The organism is Variovorax sp. OAS795 (genome assembly GCF_040546685.1).
Taxonomy (GTDB): domain Bacteria; phylum Pseudomonadota; class Gammaproteobacteria; order Burkholderiales; family Burkholderiaceae_C; genus Variovorax.
On the sequence record NZ_JBEPOH010000001.1, the window covers coordinates 3,202,894 to 3,220,115 of the forward strand.

The 17,222-nt window shown below is 66.5% G+C and carries 21 protein-coding genes; 18 read left to right on the top strand and 3 right to left on the bottom strand.

Annotated elements, in window-relative coordinates:
- The 12 genes from ABID97_RS15475 to ABID97_RS15530 all read left to right on the top strand — a co-directional run bounded on the left by ABID97_RS15475 (position 1) and on the right by ABID97_RS15530 (position 9,816).
- On the top strand, positions 1 to 135 hold the full coding sequence (locus ABID97_RS15475) for a hypothetical protein (RefSeq protein ID WP_354399332.1): 135 nt from the start codon (positions 1 to 3) through the stop codon (positions 133 to 135).
- A gap of 12 nt (positions 136 to 147) precedes the next feature.
- Entirely contained in the window at positions 148 to 1,104 is a 957-nt protein-coding gene (locus tag ABID97_RS15480; protein WP_354399333.1) for a sulfonate ABC transporter substrate-binding protein, read from the top strand.
- Positions 1,104 to 1,253, top strand: coding sequence for a hypothetical protein (locus ABID97_RS15485; protein WP_354399334.1), 150 nt, complete (start codon positions 1,104 to 1,106; stop codon positions 1,251 to 1,253). The genes ABID97_RS15480 and ABID97_RS15485 overlap by 1 nt, the downstream gene beginning before the upstream one ends.
- A 32-nt stretch (positions 1,254 to 1,285) precedes the next feature.
- Positions 1,286 to 2,455: an FMNH2-dependent alkanesulfonate monooxygenase gene (gene ssuD / locus ABID97_RS15490; RefSeq protein ID WP_354399335.1), complete on the top strand. Its 1,170-nt coding sequence runs from the start codon at positions 1,286 to 1,288 to the stop codon at positions 2,453 to 2,455.
- Positions 2,456 to 2,463: 8 nt separating this feature from the next.
- Positions 2,464 to 3,312, top strand: a complete 849-nt coding sequence (ssuC, locus tag ABID97_RS15495; protein ID WP_354399336.1) for an aliphatic sulfonate ABC transporter permease SsuC — start codon at positions 2,464 to 2,466, stop codon at positions 3,310 to 3,312.
- Positions 3,313 to 3,323: 11 nt separating this feature from the next.
- On the top strand, positions 3,324 to 4,301 hold the full coding sequence (locus ABID97_RS15500; RefSeq protein WP_354399337.1) for an aliphatic sulfonate ABC transporter substrate-binding protein: 978 nt from the start codon (positions 3,324 to 3,326) through the stop codon (positions 4,299 to 4,301).
- On the top strand, positions 4,298 to 5,128 hold the full coding sequence (locus ABID97_RS15505; protein WP_354399338.1) for an ATP-binding cassette domain-containing protein: 831 nt from the start codon (positions 4,298 to 4,300) through the stop codon (positions 5,126 to 5,128). The genes ABID97_RS15500 and ABID97_RS15505 overlap by 4 nt, the downstream gene beginning before the upstream one ends.
- Positions 5,129 to 5,162: 34 nt before the next feature.
- The gene (locus ABID97_RS15510; RefSeq protein WP_354399339.1) at positions 5,163 to 6,452 is read left to right on the top strand and encodes an O-acetylhomoserine aminocarboxypropyltransferase/cysteine synthase family protein; all 1,290 of its coding nucleotides are present in this window, start codon (positions 5,163 to 5,165) and stop codon (positions 6,450 to 6,452) included.
- A gap of 61 nt (positions 6,453 to 6,513) precedes the next feature.
- Positions 6,514 to 6,729 (top strand): TOBE domain-containing protein, encoded by a 216-nt coding sequence (locus ABID97_RS15515; protein WP_007829250.1) that lies wholly within the window; start codon positions 6,514 to 6,516, stop codon positions 6,727 to 6,729.
- A gap of 205 nt (positions 6,730 to 6,934) precedes the next feature.
- Entirely contained in the window at positions 6,935 to 7,273 is a 339-nt protein-coding gene (locus tag ABID97_RS15520; RefSeq protein ID WP_354399340.1) for a hypothetical protein, read from the top strand.
- A gap of 180 nt (positions 7,274 to 7,453) precedes the next feature.
- Positions 7,454 to 8,368, top strand: a complete 915-nt coding sequence (epsC, locus tag ABID97_RS15525) for a serine O-acetyltransferase EpsC (protein WP_354399341.1) — start codon at positions 7,454 to 7,456, stop codon at positions 8,366 to 8,368.
- 80 nt (positions 8,369 to 8,448) lie between these two features.
- Positions 8,449 to 9,816, top strand: coding sequence for an NAD(P)/FAD-dependent oxidoreductase (locus tag ABID97_RS15530; protein ID WP_354399342.1), 1,368 nt, complete (start codon positions 8,449 to 8,451; stop codon positions 9,814 to 9,816).
- A gap of 13 nt (positions 9,817 to 9,829) precedes the next feature.
- On the opposite strand, the gene ABID97_RS15535 is transcribed toward ABID97_RS15530, so the two are convergent.
- Together ABID97_RS15535 and panE are read right to left on the bottom strand one after the other, a co-directional pair.
- Positions 9,830 to 10,507: an Asp/Glu/hydantoin racemase gene (locus tag ABID97_RS15535; RefSeq protein WP_354399343.1), complete on the bottom strand. Its 678-nt coding sequence runs from the start codon at positions 10,505 to 10,507 to the stop codon at positions 9,830 to 9,832.
- A 12-nt stretch (positions 10,508 to 10,519) separates the two neighbouring features.
- On the bottom strand, positions 10,520 to 11,452 hold the full coding sequence (gene panE, locus ABID97_RS15540; protein WP_354399344.1) for a 2-dehydropantoate 2-reductase: 933 nt from the start codon (positions 11,450 to 11,452) through the stop codon (positions 10,520 to 10,522).
- A 180-nt stretch (positions 11,453 to 11,632) separates the two neighbouring features.
- Here panE and ABID97_RS15545 point away from each other — a divergent pair, with 180 nt between their 5' ends.
- Positions 11,633 to 12,190, top strand: a complete 558-nt coding sequence (locus tag ABID97_RS15545) for an NADPH-dependent FMN reductase (protein WP_354399345.1) — start codon at positions 11,633 to 11,635, stop codon at positions 12,188 to 12,190.
- 70 nt (positions 12,191 to 12,260) lie between these two features.
- Here the strand turns inward: ABID97_RS15545 and ABID97_RS15550 are convergent, their stop codons facing one another.
- On the bottom strand, positions 12,261 to 12,908 hold the full coding sequence (locus ABID97_RS15550) for an FMN-dependent NADH-azoreductase (protein WP_354399346.1): 648 nt from the start codon (positions 12,906 to 12,908) through the stop codon (positions 12,261 to 12,263).
- 131 nt (positions 12,909 to 13,039) lie between these two features.
- On the opposite strand from ABID97_RS15550, the gene ABID97_RS15555 reads away from it, so the two are divergent.
- The 5 genes from ABID97_RS15555 to cysT all read left to right on the top strand — a co-directional run bounded on the left by ABID97_RS15555 (position 13,040) and on the right by cysT (position 17,221).
- A complete protein-coding gene (locus ABID97_RS15555; protein WP_354399347.1) occupies positions 13,040 to 13,954 on the top strand; it encodes a LysR family transcriptional regulator in 915 nt (304 codons plus the stop codon).
- 127 nt (positions 13,955 to 14,081) lie between these two features.
- Positions 14,082 to 14,723, top strand: a complete 642-nt coding sequence (locus ABID97_RS15560; RefSeq protein ID WP_258506056.1) for a peroxiredoxin — start codon at positions 14,082 to 14,084, stop codon at positions 14,721 to 14,723.
- 21 nt (positions 14,724 to 14,744) lie between these two features.
- Positions 14,745 to 15,320 carry an RBBP9/YdeN family alpha/beta hydrolase gene (locus ABID97_RS15565; protein ID WP_354399348.1) on the top strand — a complete coding sequence of 192 codons (576 nt, stop codon included), beginning with the start codon at positions 14,745 to 14,747 and terminating at the stop codon, positions 15,318 to 15,320.
- Positions 15,317 to 16,333 carry a sulfate ABC transporter substrate-binding protein gene (locus tag ABID97_RS15570; protein ID WP_354399349.1) on the top strand — a complete coding sequence of 339 codons (1,017 nt, stop codon included), beginning with the start codon at positions 15,317 to 15,319 and terminating at the stop codon, positions 16,331 to 16,333. The genes ABID97_RS15565 and ABID97_RS15570 overlap by 4 nt, the downstream gene beginning before the upstream one ends.
- Entirely contained in the window at positions 16,334 to 17,221 is an 888-nt protein-coding gene (cysT, locus tag ABID97_RS15575; protein ID WP_354399350.1) for a sulfate ABC transporter permease subunit CysT, read from the top strand.
- Position 17,222: the final 1 nt, after the last annotated feature.

Here is a 17,222-nt window from a genome sequence, read left to right on the forward strand (position 1 = left end):
ATGAACCCCGTCGCCACCGAAGACTCCGCGCTCGACACGCCGCCACGTTCCCTCTGGCACGCACTGCGGGACCTTGCCATCAGCACGATCGTGGTGACCGCCATCGCGCTCATCGTCGGCTTCATCTCGGCCTGAAAGGAAGCACCCATGACTTCGATTTCCATTCCCCGCCGCCGCCTGCTGCAGGGCACGGCCGCCGCGCTGGCCCTGCCTTCGTTCGCCGCGCTGGCCCAGGCCCAGGGGCGGCAGCTGCGCATCGGCCACCAGAAGGGGGCGCTGAGCATCCTCAAGGGCCGCGGCACGCTCGAGAAGCGCCTGGCGCCGCTCGGCGTCTCGGTCAAGTGGACCGAGTTCACCGCCGGCCCGGTGCAGCTCGAGGCGCTGAACGTCGGCTCCATCGACTTCGGCGATGTGGGCGAAGCGCCGCCCATCTTTGCGCAGGCCGCGGGGGCGCCGCTGGCCTACGTCGCAACCACGCTGCCGCGGCCCCAGTCGGAAGCGGTGCTGGTGCCCAAGGGCTCCGCCATCCGAAGCGTGGCGGACCTCAAGGGCAAGAAGATCGCGCTCAACAAGGGTTCCAACGTCCACTACTTCATCGTCAAGCTGGCGGAGAAGCACGGCCTCGCCTACAGCGACCTGAACCTCGTCTACCTGCCGCCATCGGACGCGCGCGCGGCCTTCGAGAAGGGCTCGGTCGATGCGTGGGTGATCTGGGATCCGTTCCTTGCCGCCGCCGAGAAATTGCTCGAGGCCCGCATCCTGGCCGATGCGACCGGGGTGGTCGGCAACCGCGGCTACTACTTCTCGTCGCTTGGCTTCGTGGCGAAGAACGCCGACGTGCTGGCCATTGCGATCGAGGAGATCAACAAGGTCGATGTCTGGGGCACGGCCCACAAGAGCGAGCTTGCCGCCGAATTCGCCACGCTGTGGGGCCTGCCCAAGCCCGTGGCCGACCTGACGGTGGCGCGCGCCGCCTACGGCACCAGCCCGATCAGCAAGGCCGTGCTCGCCGAGCAGCAGAAGATCGCCGACACCTTCTTCGAGCTGAAGCTGATCCCCCGAAAGATCAACGTGTTCGAGGCCGCCGCGGCGGGTATCGCGTGATGCAGCCCGTGCAAGACCGTGCCGCCCGCGTGCACGCCACGACCACGCACGCCTGGGCCCTTGCCACCAAGCAACAGCGCACCCGTGCCGCCTTGCCGCGCCTGCGCTTCGCGCTGCCCCGCGTACGCGGCTTTTTCTTCGCCATCTGAGGGGCTCCGGCCCGAACCGACGAAACGACGACATGCAGATATTCTGGTTTCTCCCCACCCACGGCGACAGCCGCTACCTTGGCACGAGCGAAGGGTCACGGCCCGTCGACCTGGCCTACCTGCAGCAGATCGCGGGCGCGGCCGACAACCTCGGCTACGAGGGCGTGCTCATTCCCACCGGCCGGTCGTGCGAAGACCCGTGGGTGATCGCATCGAGCCTGATCGGCGCGACGAAGAACCTCAAGTTCCTCGTCGCAGTGCGGCCCGGGCTGCACCAGCCCAGCCTTGCTGCGCGCATGGCCGCGACCTTCGACAGGCTTTCGGGCGGCCGCCTGCTGGTGAACCTGGTCACGGGCGGCGACCAGGCCGAGCTCGAAGGCGACGGCGTCTACCTGGACCATGCGGCGCGCTACGAGCAGTCGGCCGAGTTCATCCGCATCTGGCGCGAGATCCTTGCGCGCAGCCACGACGGCCTGGGCTTCGACTACGAGGGGCGGCACCTGAGCGTGAAGGGTGCGAAGCTGCTCTATCCGCCGGTGCAGAACCCGTACCCGCCGGTGTGGTTCGGCGGCTCGTCGCCCGCCGCGCACGAGCTTGCGGCCGAGCAGGTCGATGCCTATCTCACCTGGGGCGAGCCGCCGGCCGAAGTGGCCAGGAAGATTGCCGACGTGCGCAACCGCGCCGCGCGCAAGGGCCGCACAGTGCAGTTCGGCATCCGGCTGCACGTGATCGTGCGCGAAACCGAAGACGCCGCCTGGAAGGCCGCCGAAGAGCTGATCAGCCGTGTCGACGACGAGACCGTGATCCGCGCGCAAGCCGCCTTCGCGCGCATGGATTCGGAAGGCCAGCGCCGCATGGCGGCGCTGCACGCCGGGGGGGCCAAGCGCTCCCGCGCCGACCTCGAGATTTCGCCCAACCTCTGGGCCGGCGTGGGCCTGGTGCGCGGCGGCGCGGGCACCGCACTGGTGGGCGATCCGCAGACCGTGGCGGCGCGCATCGAGGAGTACGCGTCACTCGGCCTCGACAAGTTCATTCTCTCGGGCTACCCGCATCTCGAAGAGGCCTACCGCTTCGCGGAGCTGGTGTTCCCGCTGCTCTCGCGCAAGGCTCAGGCCCGGCTCGCGGGCGGCTCGCTGAGCGGCCCCTTCGGCGAAGTCGTCGCCAATCTCGATGCGCCTTCGCGCCTGGTTTCCCAAAGCTGAGGACTGCCATGACGGAACAAGTACAGAAACTGCCGGCGGTGGCGCCTTCGGAAGAAAACGCGGGCGGCGCGTTCAAGGCCTTCGGCGCCAGCGTGGCGGGCCGCCTGGTGCCCTGGCTGGTGCCGGTCGGGCTGATCGTCTTCTGGCAGGTCGCCTCGTCGCTGGGCTGGCTTTCCACGCGGGTGCTGCCGGCACCGGTCGACGTGGTCAAGGCGGCCTGGGGGCTGGCCGTGTCGGGCGAGCTCTGGACGCATGTCAAGGTGAGCGCGGGACGCGCACTCGCCGGGCTCGCCATCGGCGGCGGAACCGGCCTGGTGCTGGGACTGCTGACGGGATCGGTGAAGTTCTTCGAGACGCTGCTCGACTCGACGATCCAGATGGTGCGCAACATCCCCGCGCTGGCGCTGATTCCGCTGGTGATCCTGTGGTTCGGCATCGACGAATCGGCCAAGCTGTTCCTCATCTCGGTGTCGGTGTTCTTTCCGATCTACCTCAACACCTTCCACGGCATCCGCAACGTCGATCCGCAGTTGATCGAGATGGGCCGCACCTACGGCCTCTCGCGCTGGCAGCTGTACCGCGAGGTGATCCTGCCGGGCGCGCTGTCGTCGATCCTCGTGGGCCTGCGCTTCTCTCTCGGGCTCATGTGGGTGATCCTGATCGTGGCCGAGACCATCTCGGCGCAGGCCGGCATCGGCTACCTCACGATGAATGCGCGCGAGTTCCTGCAGACCGACATCGTGCTGGTGGGCATCCTGCTCTACGCACTGCTCGGCAAGCTGGCGGACCTGTTCGCGCGCGGCCTGGAGCAGTGGTGGCTGCGCTGGCATCCCGGCTACCAGAAGAAGCCGAAGTGAGGGCAGGGCAGATGACTACCTCTTCCATCACACGCCGCACGGCGATCGTGGCCTTGAGCGCATGGAGTGCTGGCGCGGTGCTGGCCCAGGGCGCGACGGCGCGGCCTGCCACGGTGCGGCTCGGCTACCAGAAGTCCTCCACACTGATCGCCTTGCTGAAGGTGCAGGGCACGCTGGAAAAGCAGCTCGCCACGCTCAATGCCGTACCGAGCTGGCATGAATTCACCAGCGGCCTGCCACTGCTCGAGGCGCTGAACCTCGACAACCTCGACATCAGCGCCGACGTCGCCGACACGGTGCCGGTGTTCGCGCAGGCTGCCGGCGCCGACCTGACCTTCGTCGCGCAAGAGGCGCCTTCGCCCGCCGCACAGGCCATCCTCGTGCGGGAAGATTCGCCGCTCCGATCGGTCGCCGACCTGAAAGGAAGGAAGATCGGGTTCGCCAAGGCGGCCGGGGCGCACTACCTGCTGATCGCGGCACTGGAGAAAGCCGGCCTTTCTTTCAGGGACATCGATCCCGCCTACCTGACGCCGGCCGATGGCCGGGCCGCATTCGAGCGCGGCGCCATCGATGCCTGGGTGGTCTGGGACCCGTTCCTTGCCGCGGCGCAGCGCCAGGCGAAGGTGCGCGTGCTGGCCGATGGCACGGGCATCGCCTCGTACCAGCGCTACTACCTTGCCAGCACCAAGTTCGCGAAGGCGCGTCCGGACGTGCTGCGCGTGGTGTATGCGGAGCTCGAGAAAACCGGCCGGTGGGTCAAGCAGAACCCGAGGGAAGCGGCGGCGCTGCTGTCGCCGGTCTGGGGGCTCGACGCCGCGACCATCGAACAGGCCAATGCGCGCCGCAGCTATGCGGTGCGGCCCGTGGTGGCCGAGGCGCTGACCGAGCAGCAGCGCATTGCCGATACCTTCTTTGCCGAGAAGCTGCTGCCCCGAAAAATCAACGCGCTCGACGTGGCGCTGTTCCAACCGAACCCGAAATCATCATGAGTGCCGTTCTGAAAGACATCCAGCCATCGGCCATCGCAGGCGGCGTGCGCCTCGAGGCGCGCGGCCTGCACAAGCGCTACGGCGAGCGCGATGTGCTGCGCAACACGCAGCTCGCCATCGAGCCGGGCCAGTTCATCGCCATCGTGGGACGCAGCGGCTGCGGCAAGAGCACGCTGCTGCGGCTCATCGCCGGGCTCGAGGAAGCCAGCTCCGGCGGCCTCTACACCGACGGCAAGGCGATCGATGGCCTGCACCACGACACGCGGATCATGTTCCAGGAGGCGCGCCTCTTGCCCTGGCGCCGCGTGCTCGACAACGTGACGCTGGGCCTGCCCGCCGAAGCCAAGGCGCGCGGCAAGGAGGTGCTTGCGCAGGTGGGCCTGGCCGACCGCGAGAACGAGTGGCCGGCGCGGCTGTCGGGCGGACAGCGCCAGCGCGTCTCGCTGGCGCGCGCCCTGGTGCACCACCCGCGCCTGCTGCTGCTCGACGAGCCGCTGGGTGCGCTCGACGCGTTGACCCGCATCGAGATGCACCGGCTCATCGAAGACCTCTGGCAACAGCACCGCTTCACTGCGCTGCTGGTCACGCACGACGTGCAGGAGGCCGTGGCGCTGGCCGACCGGGTGATCCTGATCGAGGACGGCCGTATTGCGCTGGACGAAAACATCGCGCTCGCACGGCCGCGCTCCCAGGGCGATCCGGCGTTTGCCGCCATCGAGAAACGCATTCTCGACCGCGTGCTGCAGAAGGCCGGAGAGCCCGAGGCGCCCGGCACGGATGCGAGCTGGCTGCAGCCCTCCGCGCACACGCTGCGCTGGGCCATCTGAATCCTTTCATCCACAACAACGGGAAAGCCATCGCATGTCGCAGAACTGGAAATTCGAAACCCTGTCGGTGCACGCCGGCTACTCGCCGGAACCGACCACGCGCGCCGTGGCGCCGCCCATCTACCAGACGGTGGCCTATGCGTTCGACAGTGCCCAGCACGGCGCCGACCTGTTCGACCTGAAGGTGCCGGGCAACATCTACACCCGCATCAACAACCCGACGCAGGACGTGCTCGAGCAGCGCGTGGCCGCGCTCGAAGGCGGCATCGCGGCGCTGGCGCTGGCCTCGGGCCAGGCCGCGGTGACCTATGCGATCCAGACCATTGCGGAGGCGGGCGACAACATCGTCAGCAGCACCGCGCTCTATGGCGGCACCTACAACCTGTTCGCCCACACGCTGCCGCAGTTCGGCATCACGACGCGCTTCGCGGACCACCGGGATCCGAAGAGCTTCGAGAAGCTCTTCGACGAGAAGACCAAGGCGGTGTTCGTCGAGTCGCTCGGCAACCCCGCCGGCAACGTGACCGACATCGCAGCCATCGCCGAGATCGCGCACCGCCACGGCGTGCCGCTGATCGTGGACAACACCGTGCCTTCGCCGTACCTGAGCCGGCCGATCGAGCATGGCGCGGACATCGTGGTGCACTCCCTCACCAAGTACCTGGGCGGCCACGGCACGAGCATCGGCGGCGCCATTGTGGATTCGGGCAAGTTCCCCTGGGCCGAGCACAAGGCGCGTTTCAGGCGCCTGAACGAGCCCGACGTGAGCTACCACGGCGTGGTCTACACCGAGGCGCTGGGCCCGGCTGCCTACATCGGCCGTGCACGCGTGGTGCCGCTGCGCAACACGGGGGCGGCCATCTCGCCGTTCAACGCCTTCCTCATCCTGCAGGGCATCGAGACGCTCGCGCTGCGCATGGACCGCATCAGCAGCAATGCGCTCGCGGTCGCGCAGCACCTGAAGACGCACAAGGCCGTGAACTGGGTCAACTATGCCGCGCTCGAAGACCATCCCGACCATGCACTCGCGAAGAAGTACTTCGGCGGCAAGTCCAGCGGCGTGCTGACCTTCGGCATCGGCAGCGGCCGCGAGGGCGGGGCGAAGTTCCTCGACGCGCTGAAGCTCTTCACGCGCCTCGTGAACATCGGCGACGTGCGCTCGCTGGCCACCCACCCGGCCTCGACCACGCACCGGCAGCTCTCGCCGGAAGAGCTGGCACGCGCCGGTGTGACCGAAGACACCGTGCGGCTGTCGGTCGGCATCGAGCACATCGATGACCTGATCGCCGACCTCGACGTGGCGCTGGCCGCCGCTGCGGCGTGATCCGGACCGCTTCCATTTCATTCATTTCCATCCGAACCTGCAACCCGAAAGAGAAAACCTCATGTCCATCCAAGCCATCAACGTGCGCAACCAGTTCAAGGGCAAGGTCCGCGAAATCATCCGCGGCGACGTCGTCTCCGAAGTCGACGTCGAAACCGCCTGGGGCATCGTGACCTCGGTCATCACCACGCGCTCGGTCGACGAGCTGCAGCTCAAGGTCGGCTCCGACGTGGTGGCGCTCGTCAAGTCGACGGAGGTTTCGATCGCGAAGCTCTGACGGACCCTCGGGCCCGCGACCACCCGGCGCCGTTTGTGGCGCCGGGTTTTTTTTGCCTGCGCCTTTGTTCGTGGGAACTTTGACCGGGATTTCAAGAGAAATCATGAGCTGACCTGACCAGTTAACTATTGACATCAGGTGATAACTGAATTAACCCGGCCAGCCGGCCAGAATCTCTCCCAGTACTATTTAGGGTGGATTCGGAGTGGCAAAAAAGACATCGACCAAGCAATCGCACAAGGAGCACAGTGAAACCTGCGAGCGGCCGAAAGGCTCGAAGTACGGAGAGGGATCGAAACTCGCCTTGGTGGCTTCCCACGGCGCTATTGCGGTGCTGATGCTCGTTCCTTTGATTGCCCTAGCAATACTTGGCATCGTTCATTTCAATGATCTTCGCAACTGGCGATGGGGATCGCCCGAGCGATGGTTGGGAGCAGCGTCATTAATTTTCGTGGTTGCATCGCATGTGCTTATGTTGGTTCTTGTATGCAGAGAGCCGAAGGGCGAGCAGCAATCGACAGACCAACCCGATGAGTTTGACTAGCGGCTGTGGCGCACAAATCTCCGAATCTCAGGCGAGGGCAGTACTTCAATCGTCCAAGATGCCGGCGCAGTCGATCCCCATCCTCGGACGCAGAACGTCAAAGCTGTCAGGATTCAACTAATAGGTGATCTGACATTTAAGTCTGCTCTAAAGTATTGGCTACAACGCCCGGAGAAAACCATGGTCAATTTCGAAGTCAGCACGATCGTGCGCGCGCTGCACGACGCGCGCGACGAGTGGCGCGATTCCCAGGGCCGCTCGCGCGAGCCCGGCGCGCGCGAATTCCCGTCCCGCGACGCGCTTGCCCAGATCGTGGAACTGCTCAAGGGCGCGCTGTTCCCGATGCGGCTCGGTCCCCCCGAGCTGCGCCACGAGAGCGAGGACTTCTACGTCGGCCACACGCTGAACACCGCCTTGCAGTCGCTGCTGGTGCAGGCTCGGCTCGAATTGAACTTCAATGCGCGCCGCCAGCCGCGCTCGGCCAGCGAGATCGACGAGACGGCGACGGAAGCGGTGCGCCAGTTCGCGGGCACGCTGCCGGAACTGCGCCGCCTGCTCGACAGCGACGTGCTCGCGGCCTACCAGGGCGACCCGGCCGCCCGCAGCGTCGACGAGGTGCTGCTGTGCTACCCCGGCGTGCTCGCGATGATCAACCACCGGTTTGCGCACCGGCTCTACCAGCTCGACCTGCCGCTGCTGGCGCGCATCGTGGCCGAGCTGGCGCACGCGCAGACGGGGATCGACATCCACCCCGGCGCGCAGATCGGCGCCGGCTTCTTCATGGACCACGGCACGGGCGTCGTGATCGGCGAGACGGCGGTCATCGGCAAGCGCGTGCGCCTGTACCAGGCCGTGACGCTGGGCGCCAAGCGCTTTCCGACGGATGCCGAAGGCAACCTGCAGAAGGGCCTGCCGCGCCATCCCGTGGTGGAGGACGACGTGGTGATCTACGCCGGCGCAACCATCCTGGGCCGCGTGACACTGGGCAAGGGCGCCGTGATCGGCGGCAACGTGTGGATCACCGAGGACGTGAAGCCGGGCGCCAGCGTGACGCAGGCCAGCCTCCAGAACGCACCCCGGGCCAATGGGCCGTAGGGGGCCGGCGGGGCGCCGGAATCCGGTCGGTTCCGTCCGCGCTATGCTTCGCCGGTCTCAACACTGTCGCTTGCACCCGCATGTCCTTGCCTCAAGCCGTTTCCTCCGCCCCCTCGATGCCTCCTGCCACGGAGGAGTCCTGCGATGTGCTCGTGATCGGCGGCGGGCCCGCGGGTTCCACGATCTCGGCGCTGCTCGCGCAGCAGGGCCGCCAAGTGGTGCTGCTCGAAAAGGCGCATCACCCGCGCTTTCACATCGGCGAATCGCTGTTGCCGGCGAACGTGGAGCTTTTCGAAAAGCTCGGCGTACGCGACCAGGTCGAGAAGATCGGCATGCCCAAGTTCGGCATCGAGTTCGTCTCACCGGAACATGAGCACCGCAGCTACGTGGATTTCTCCGAGGGCTGGGACAAGGCGCTCGACTCCGCCTGGCAGGTGCGCCGCTCGGACCTCGACGAGCTGCTGTTCCGCAATGCCGCCACGCGCGGCGCGCAGACCATCGAAGGCTGCAAGGTGCGCGATGTGGCCTTCGATGCCGACGGCGCGACGGTGCAGGCCGAGATGGACGACGGTGCCAGGCGCAGCTGGCGCGCCCGCTTCGTGGTGGACGCCACGGGCCGCGACACTCTGCTGGCCAACAAATTCCGCTGCAAGGAAAAGAATCCGGACCACAACAGCACGGCGCTGTTCGGCCACTTCACCAACGCCGAACGGCTCGAAGGCAAGAAGGAAGGCAACATCAGCATCTGCTGGTTCCCGCATGGCTGGTTCTGGTTCATTCCGCTGGCCGATGGCACCACGAGCGTGGGTGCGGTCTGCTGGCCCTACTACCTGAAGACGCGCGACAAGCCGCTGAAGGACTTCTTCTACGACACCATCGGCCTGTGCCCGGTGCTGGTGGAGCGGCTCAGGAACGCCACGCTGGTGGATGACGCCGTGCATGCCACGGGCAATTTCTCGTACTCGAGCACCCATGCCACGGGCGACCGCTACCTGATGCTGGGCGATGCCTTCACCTTCATCGACCCGATGTTCTCGTCGGGCGTGTACCTTGCCATGCACAGCGCCTTCGACGGTGCCCAACTGGTGGCCACGGCCCTCGACAAGCCGGCCGAGCTGGCACCCGCGCGAAAGGACTTCGAGGCCATGATGCGCAAGGGACCGCGAGAGTATTCGTGGTTCATCTACCGCGTGACCAACCCGACGATCCGCGACATGTTCATGCACCCGGGCAATCCGTTCCGCGTGAAGGAGGGATTGATGTCGCTGCTGGCCGGCGACATCTACCGCGGCACGCCGATGTGGCGCGCGCTGGGCATGTTCAAGTTCCTCTACTACTTCATCTCGATCACCCACATGCGCCGCACGTGGGAGGGCTGGAAGCGGCACCGCTTCAACGTCCGCGACATGGGCGCATTGAAGGGCGAGACGATCCTCAAGTCGGACTAGACGGGGTGCGGGCCTAGGTGGCCCACGCCGTGCGCGAGGCGCGCAACGTGGCCACCGCGTGCGCCACGCCGGGCCCGGGGCTGCCGAGCACCTCGACGCCGATGTCCGCCAGGTCCGCCGCCACGGCCGCCATCGAGGCCTGTGCCAGCACCACGACATCGGCCGCAACGGCCGCGGCGCGAATTTCCCTGGCCAGCACCGCGATGTAGCGGGTGAGGTCCCCGGCCTCGAAATGGGCCCAGGCCTCTTCGACCAGCAGGACGCTCGGCTTCACGCCCACCCCGGCCCGCGCCGCGGCCGAAAGAATCAGCGCGGTCGTCGGCTCCAGCGTGCTTTCGAGCGCCGCGGCCACCAGCACGCGCGGGCCGCATCGCACCGCGCGGTCGGCCATCGCCCGGTCGATGCGCTGGGCCGCGAATGCGCCGCCCGTGGCGGTCTGTTCGGCCAGGCCGCCGATGGTGGAGCAGGTGCAGGCGACCACGGCGGCGCCGCCGGACGCGGCGTCGCGCATGGCCTCGTGCACGCGTGCAGCGAGCATCGGGTTGTCAGTGCCCGTGGTGCGCGCTTCGTGCAGCAGTTCCTCCCTCACCAGGTGGCGCACCTCGAGGTCCGGTGCAATCTCGCGCGTCAGGCGCTCGAAGGTCTGCACATGGACCTGCGCCGTATGGAGGAATGCAATGGTGTCGGCCATGGGGAAGAAAACTCAGGCAGCCTCGCGGGCGCGCTTCGCCTCGTAGGCCTTCAGGTGGACATAGGCGGTGCGCAGCACCGAAGGCACGGTCGATCCGGTGCGCCCGGCGCGGCGGAGCAGGTCGCCGATGATGTGGTCGGCTTCGACGGGCGTGCCGCGCACGATGTCCTTGTACATGGAGGCCGTCATCGGCGATGCCGCTGCGGTCATCATCTTGCGGCCACGCTCGATGGCCGCGGGACGCGGCGCGAAACCGTTGTGCGCGGCGATGGCGCAGCATTCGTCGAAGATCGAGAGCGCCACGTCCTGGCCCCCGGCCGCCACGATGTCGCCGATGGACGCGCGCATGAGACTCGTGAGGCCGGCGGCCGAGGCGATGAAGACCCACTTCTCCCACATGTCCTGCGAGATGGTGTCGCTGGCCACCGCATCGAACTTCGCCCCCGCGAACTGCGCCTGGATGGCGTCGACCCGCGCCGACCGGCCGCCCGCTCGCTCGCCGTAAGCCAGGCCGTGCAGGTCGTTGAGGTGCAGCACGCGGCCATCGTCGTCCAGCGTGGCGGAGATCATGCAAAGGCCGCCCAGCACGCGCTCGCTGCCGAAGCGCTCGGCCAGCCGGTCGATGTGCTGCAGGCCGTTGAGCAGGGGCAGGATGACCGTCTGCGGCCCGACGGCGGGCGCGAAAGAATCCATGGTCGACGCGAGGTCGTAGGCTTTGCTTCCCACCACGATCACGTCGAACGGCGCCCGGATGTCCTCGGCCATCAGGTGGGGCGGCGAGGGCAGTTGCAGGTTGCCGAACGGGCTCTGGACCACCAGCCCGGTCTTCGCGATCTGTGCCGCGCGCCGTGCGCGCAGCAGAAAAGTCACGTCGCGTCCCGCCTCCAGCAGCCGGCCGCCGAAATACCCACCGAGTGCACCGGCACCCACCACCAGAAATCGCATTGATTCGCTCCAGAGTCGAAAGGACCCGGTCGATGATGCACGCGATTGCGCGAACCTGCTTCGCATGCGCGGGAAAGCCAAAGCCGAACGGAAGAGCTTTCCTGGAAAAGGTCATGGCCCCTTCGCATAATTGTTTTTCCCCATCCATTCCCTTCCTTCTTCATTCAAGGAGCTTCATTCATGAGCCAGACCCGAATTGCCGTGATCGTCGGCAGCCTTCGCAAGGATTCGTACAACCAGAAGCTGGCCCTCGCGCTGGCACACCTTGCGCCTTCGGACTTCACGTTCGAGCATTTGCCCATCGACGATCTGCCGCTGTACAACCAGGACGACGACGGCAACCAGGCCCCATCGGTGAAGCGGCTCAAGACGGAAATCGCGGCGGCCCAGGGCCTGCTGTTCGTGACGCCCGAATACAACCGGTCGTTCCCGGGCCTGCTGAAGAACGCGATCGACCACGCCTCGCGCCCGTATGGACAGAGTGCCTGGGCGGACAAGCCGGCCGCGGTCGTGGGCATCTCGGTGGGCGCCACCGGTACCGCGCTGGCGCAGCAGCACCTGCGCAACGTGCTCGCCTACCTCGACGTCCCGACGATGGGTGCGCCCGAGATATTCCTGCAGTTCAAGGACGGTCTGTTCGACGACCGCGGCCACATCGGCAACGAGGGCACGAAGAAATTCCTGCAGGGCTGGATGGACAAGTACGTGGCCTGGATCAAGCGCCACTCGGCGGCCTGACACCGCCACTTGGCCACCGACGTGAAAAAGCCGCCCGGAGGCGGCTTTTCTTCTCGTGGCGGACGCTGCTTCAGGCGGCCTGGGCCAGGTTCTTCTGGTTGGCGGCTTCAGCCGTTGCCACCAGGATCTCGGCCCTTGCGGCGGCCAGCGCGGCGGCCTTGGGTGCGTCACCCATGGCGAGGCCTTCGGCGCGCACGAACCGCACATCGGTGATGCCGAAGAAACCGAACACCACCTTCAGGTAGCTCTCCTGGTGTTCCGCGGCCTGGCCGCCTTCGGTGGTCGAGTAGATGCCGCCGCGGGTCGACGCCACGATCACCGTCTTGCCGCCGGCCAGGCCGACGGGGCCCTTCTCGGTGTACTTGAAGGTGCGTCCGACTTGCGCCAGCCGGTCGATCCAGGCCTTGAGCTGGGTCGGCACCGAGAAGTTGTAGAGCGGCGCACCCACGACGATCACGTCCGAGGCGAGGAACTGGCTCACGAGCTTTTCAGACAGCGCGTTTTCGCGCTGCTGGGCTTCGGTCGGCTCGGCTTGCAGGCCGGTCTTGATGGCGAGGGCGTCGGGGCCGAAGTGCGACGGTGCGTCGGTCGCAAGGTCGAGGTACTCGACAGCGGTGTCGGGATGCGCGGATTTCCAGGCCGACACGATCTCGGCCGTCAAAAGGCGCGAGCTCGAATGGGCGCTCAGGATGCTGGAGTCGATATGGAGCAGCTTCATGGTCAGTCACTTTCGTTGGGGTGAGTCGGCGCTGAAGTGGGCCGGCGATGGATGAATTCTATTTTTGGTGCGAGTGATTGATAAGTAGGCAAAAAATCACTTCATCGTTCCATTTGCAGGACAATGGGGCCATGCAAGACCTCAACGACATGGTTTTCTTCGCCGAAGTGGCAGAGCGCGGCGGCTTTGCGGCGGCCAGCCGCGCCCTGGGCATTCCCAAGTCACGCCTCTCGCGGCGCGTGGCGGAGCTCGAGGAACGGCTCGGCGTACAGCTGATGCAGCGCAGCACACGGCGCCTGTCGCTCACGCCGGCCGGGGAGATCTACCTGCGGCATTCCGCCGCCATGCGCGATGCGGCCCAGGCGGCGGCCGAAGCGGTGGCGCAGGTGCAGACCGAGCCGAGCGGCACGGTGCGCGTGAGCTGCCCGATCACCATCGTGCACAGCGGACTGGGCCAATTGCTGCCCCGGTTCATGGCCCTCTATCCGGCCGTGCGGGTCGACCTGCGGGTGATGAACAGGCCGGTCGACCTGATCGAGGAGGGCATCGACATCGCCCTGCGCGTGCGGCCGGCCATCGAGGACAGCACGACGCTGGTCGCCAAGGTCCTGGGAACGAGCCGCGGCTTCCTCGTGGCGAAGCCGGAACTTTTGAAGCGCCTCGGCCCTGTGCACACGCCGGCCGACCTCGTGCGCTTGCCCACGACCGCCATGTCGGCCAACAACGAGGGGCGCAGCGAATGGCGCCTCGAGGGCCCCCATAGCGAGGTCCACGTGCACACGCACAGCCCGCGCTACGTGGCCGACGATCTTGCGACACTGCAGCTGGCCGCCATCGAAGGCGTGGGCGCCACCTTGCTGCCGGGCTACATGTGCCGCGACGAGGTGGAAGCGGGCCGGCTCGCGAGAGTGCTGCCCGAATGGGGGCCGGCGCCGGTCATCGCGCATCTGGTCTTTCCGGCCCGGAGAGCGCTGGTGCCGGCGGTGCGCCGCTTGATCGATTTCCTGGCCGAGCACCTCCATGGGAGCGAGACGGGCATGTACTAGCGCCTGCGCCACGCCGGTTTCATTGCTCCTTATGCGAAAAATGCCATAACCAAACAAGTAGATATTCGTTTGGCATTGAAGCAGTGCTTCGCACAATCCGAGGTCCCATCCCATTCAAGGAGCGACCATGGCAACCCTGCGACTCGGCGACACCGCCCCCAATTTCACCCAGGATTCCAGCGAAGGCCCTCTTGATTTCTACCAATGGGCCGGCGATTCATGGGTGGTGTTCTTCTCGCACCCGGCCGATTTCACGCCCGTGTGCACCACCGAGCTGGGCAAGACCGCGGCGCTGTCCGGCGAATTCGCCAAGCGCGGCGTGAAGCCCATTGCGTTGAGCGTCGACCCGGCCACCAAGCACAAGGAATGGATCGGCGACATCAACGAGACGCAGAACACCACGGTGAACTTTCCCATTGTTGCGGACCACGACCGCAAGGTGGCCGACCTGTACGACCTGATCCACCCGAACGCCTCCGCCACGGCCACGGTGCGCAGCGTGTTCATCATCGACCCCAAGAAGGTGATCCGCGCGACCATCACGTACCCGGCGTCCACCGGCCGCAATTTCGACGAGATCCTGCGCGTGATCGATTCGCTGCAGCTCACCGACAGCCACAAGGTGGCCACGCCGGTGAACTGGAAGGACGGCGACGACGTGGTGATCATCCCGAGCATCCAGGACCCGGCAGAGCTCGCCGAGCGCTTTCCCAAGGGCTTCAAGGCCGTGAAGCCCTACCTGCGCATCACCCCGCAGCCCAACAAGTAAACGGGGCAGGGCGTCGCCGACATGCAGACCTCCGTGATCATCGTGCCGGGCTGGCGCGATTCCGGGCCCGGCCATTGGCAGAGCCTGTGGGAAGAGCGCATTCCGGGCGCGGCGCGGGTGGTGCAGGACGACTGGGCCTCGCCCAAGCGCGAGGCCTGGGTGGCCACGCTGGCGAGGCTGGTGCTCGAGAGTCGCGGCCCGGTGGTGATTGCGGCCCACAGCCTGGGCTGCATTGCCACGGCGCACCTGCCGGCGGAAGCCGCTTCGCGCATCCGCGGGGCGCTCCTGGTGGCGCCGGCCGACCCGGAGCGCCGTGCCGTGCTGTCCGACTTCGCACCGGTGCCGTACGCGGCGCTGCCCTACCGCAGCATCGTGGTGGCGAGCAGCAACGATCCGTATTGCCCGATCCGCCTGGCCGGCGCCTATTCCCGCGCCTGGGGCAGTGAGTTCGTTCGCATGCAGAATGCGGGCCATATCAACATCGATTCGGGACATGGAGACTGGCCGCTCGGCCTGGCCCTGCTCCAGTCGTTGACCGACGAGCCCGCCGCATGGCCGGCGGGCCGTGAAATTTCAGAAACCTTGGCAACCTCATGACTTCCAGACTCAAGACCTTCGCCGCCGTGCTCGCGTTGGCGTCTTCCGCACTCGCAGGCAGCAGCGCCTTCGCGCAGGGCAGCACGCTGCTGAACGCCTCCTACGACGTGGCGCGCGAGTTCTACAAGGACTACAACGCCGCGTTCGTGGCCCACTACAAGAAGACCACCGGCAAGGACGTGAAGATCGACCAGTCGCATGGCGGCTCCAGCGCCCAGGCGCGCGCCGTGGCCGACGGCCTCGATGCCGACGTGGTGACCATGAACACCTCCACCGACATCGACTTCCTGGCCAACACCGGCGTGGTCGCGAAGGACTGGAACAAGCAATTCCCCGAGAACGCATCGCCGACCACCTCGACCATGCTGTTCCTGGTGCGCAACGGCAATCCCAAGGGCATCAAGGACTGGGAAGACCTCGTCAAGCCCGGCGTGCAGGTCGTGATCGTCAACCCCAAGACCGGCGGCAACGGGCGCTATGCCTACCTTGCGGCCTGGGGCTATGTGAAGAAGAAGGGCGGCACCGACGCGCAGGCCGCCGAATTCGTCGGCAAGCTGTTCAAGAACGTGCCGGTGCTGGCGCGCGGCGGACGCGACGCGACCACCGCCTTCCTGCAACGCAACATCGGCGATGCGCTCATCACCTTCGAATCCGAAGTGGTGTCGATCGATCGCGAATTCGGCTCGGGCAAGGTCGATTCGGTCTACCCGTCGATCAGCATCGTGGCCGAGAACCCGGTGGCCATCGTCGAGCGCACGACCAGGAAGAAGGGCACCGGCGAACTCGCCAAGGCCTACCTCGACTGGCTCTATTCCGAAGAAGCGCAGGAGATCGCGGCCAAGCATGCGCTGCGCCCGCGCTCGCAAGCCGTGCTCAAGAAGCATGCCGCCACGTTCAAGCCGCTGCAGCTGTTCACGGTGCAGGAACTCTTCGGCAGCCTCGGCGATGCGCAGAAGGTGCACTTCAACGACGGCGGGCAGTTCGACAAGCTCTACACGCCCGGCGCAAAGTAAATGAGCGGCGCTGTTTCTTCGGCGCTCCCGTCCGCGGGAGCGCCGCTTTCGCATGTGAACCGTGCCGGGGGCGCAAGGCGGGTGCTGCCGGGCTTTCACATCACGCTCGGCTTCTCGATTTTCTACCTTTGCCTGATCGTGCTGATTCCGCTCTCGGCGCTGGTCTTCAAGACCTTCACGCTGAGCTGGGAGCAGTTCTGGGTGGCCGTGACGGCGCCGCGCGTCATGGCTTCGTACCGGCTCACGTTCGGTGCCTCGCTGATCGCGGCACTGGTCAACACGGTATTCGGCCTGCTGGTGGCCTGGGTGCTGGTGCGCTACAGGTTTCCGGGCAAGCGCATCGTCGATGCACTGGTCGACCTGCCGTTCGCGCTGCCGACGGCGGTGGCCGGCATCTCGCTGACGGCACTGCTCGCGGGCAACGGCTGGATCGGCCGACTGCTCGAGCCGCATGGCATCAAGCTGGCGTTCACGCCGGCGGGGATCGTCATCGCGCTGATCTTCATCGGGCTGCCGTTCGTGGTTCGCACGGTGCAGCCGGTGCTGGAAGACGCCGAGAAGGAACTCGAGGAAGCCGCCACCTCGCTCGGCGCCACACGCCTGCAGACCTTCACGAAAGTGATCTTCCCGTCGATCGCGCCGGCGCTCTTCACGGGTTTTGCCATGGCTTTCGCAAGGGCCATCGGCGAATACGGCTCCGTGATCTTCATCGCCGGCAACATGCCGATGATCTCGGAGATCACGCCGCTCATCATCATCGGCAAGCTGGAGCAATACGACTTCGCGGGCGCCACGGCGGTCGCGCTGGTGATGCTGGTGATTTCCTTCGTGCTGCTGCTGGTCATCAACGGCCTGCAAGCCTGGCAGCGCCGCCGCGCGGGAGCCTGAC

What these genes read in the sequence shown, in the direction of transcription:
- cysT (WP_354399350.1), top strand. Translation starts at nt 16,334, where the DNA reads ATGAGCGGCGCTGTTTCTTCGGCGCTCCCGTCCGCGGGAGCGCCGCTT.
- ssuD (WP_354399335.1), top strand. Translation starts at nt 1,286, where the DNA reads ATGCAGATATTCTGGTTTCTCCCCACCCACGGCGACAGCCGCTACCTT.
- ABID97_RS15510 (WP_354399339.1), top strand. Translation starts at nt 5,163, where the DNA reads ATGTCGCAGAACTGGAAATTCGAAACCCTGTCGGTGCACGCCGGCTAC.
- ABID97_RS15530 (WP_354399342.1), top strand. Translation starts at nt 8,449, where the DNA reads ATGTCCTTGCCTCAAGCCGTTTCCTCCGCCCCCTCGATGCCTCCTGCC.
- ABID97_RS15560 (WP_258506056.1), top strand. Translation starts at nt 14,082, where the DNA reads ATGGCAACCCTGCGACTCGGCGACACCGCCCCCAATTTCACCCAGGAT.
- panE (WP_354399344.1), bottom strand. Translation starts at nt 11,452, where the DNA reads ATGCGATTTCTGGTGGTGGGTGCCGGTGCACTCGGTGGGTATTTCGGC.
- ABID97_RS15570 (WP_354399349.1), top strand. Translation starts at nt 15,317, where the DNA reads ATGACTTCCAGACTCAAGACCTTCGCCGCCGTGCTCGCGTTGGCGTCT.
- ABID97_RS15565 (WP_354399348.1), top strand. Translation starts at nt 14,745, where the DNA reads ATGCAGACCTCCGTGATCATCGTGCCGGGCTGGCGCGATTCCGGGCCC.
- ABID97_RS15500 (WP_354399337.1), top strand. Translation starts at nt 3,324, where the DNA reads ATGACTACCTCTTCCATCACACGCCGCACGGCGATCGTGGCCTTGAGC.
- ABID97_RS15480 (WP_354399333.1), top strand. Translation starts at nt 148, where the DNA reads ATGACTTCGATTTCCATTCCCCGCCGCCGCCTGCTGCAGGGCACGGCC.
- ABID97_RS15485 (WP_354399334.1), top strand. Translation starts at nt 1,104, where the DNA reads ATGCAGCCCGTGCAAGACCGTGCCGCCCGCGTGCACGCCACGACCACG.
- ABID97_RS15475 (WP_354399332.1), top strand. Translation starts at nt 1, where the DNA reads ATGAACCCCGTCGCCACCGAAGACTCCGCGCTCGACACGCCGCCACGT.
- ABID97_RS15505 (WP_354399338.1), top strand. Translation starts at nt 4,298, where the DNA reads ATGAGTGCCGTTCTGAAAGACATCCAGCCATCGGCCATCGCAGGCGGC.
- ABID97_RS15555 (WP_354399347.1), top strand. Translation starts at nt 13,040, where the DNA reads ATGCAAGACCTCAACGACATGGTTTTCTTCGCCGAAGTGGCAGAGCGC.
- ABID97_RS15550 (WP_354399346.1), bottom strand. Translation starts at nt 12,908, where the DNA reads ATGAAGCTGCTCCATATCGACTCCAGCATCCTGAGCGCCCATTCGAGC.
- epsC (WP_354399341.1), top strand. Translation starts at nt 7,454, where the DNA reads ATGGTCAATTTCGAAGTCAGCACGATCGTGCGCGCGCTGCACGACGCG.
- ssuC (WP_354399336.1), top strand. Translation starts at nt 2,464, where the DNA reads ATGACGGAACAAGTACAGAAACTGCCGGCGGTGGCGCCTTCGGAAGAA.
- ABID97_RS15515 (WP_007829250.1), top strand. Translation starts at nt 6,514, where the DNA reads ATGTCCATCCAAGCCATCAACGTGCGCAACCAGTTCAAGGGCAAGGTC.
- ABID97_RS15545 (WP_354399345.1), top strand. Translation starts at nt 11,633, where the DNA reads ATGAGCCAGACCCGAATTGCCGTGATCGTCGGCAGCCTTCGCAAGGAT.
- ABID97_RS15535 (WP_354399343.1), bottom strand. Translation starts at nt 10,507, where the DNA reads ATGGCCGACACCATTGCATTCCTCCATACGGCGCAGGTCCATGTGCAG.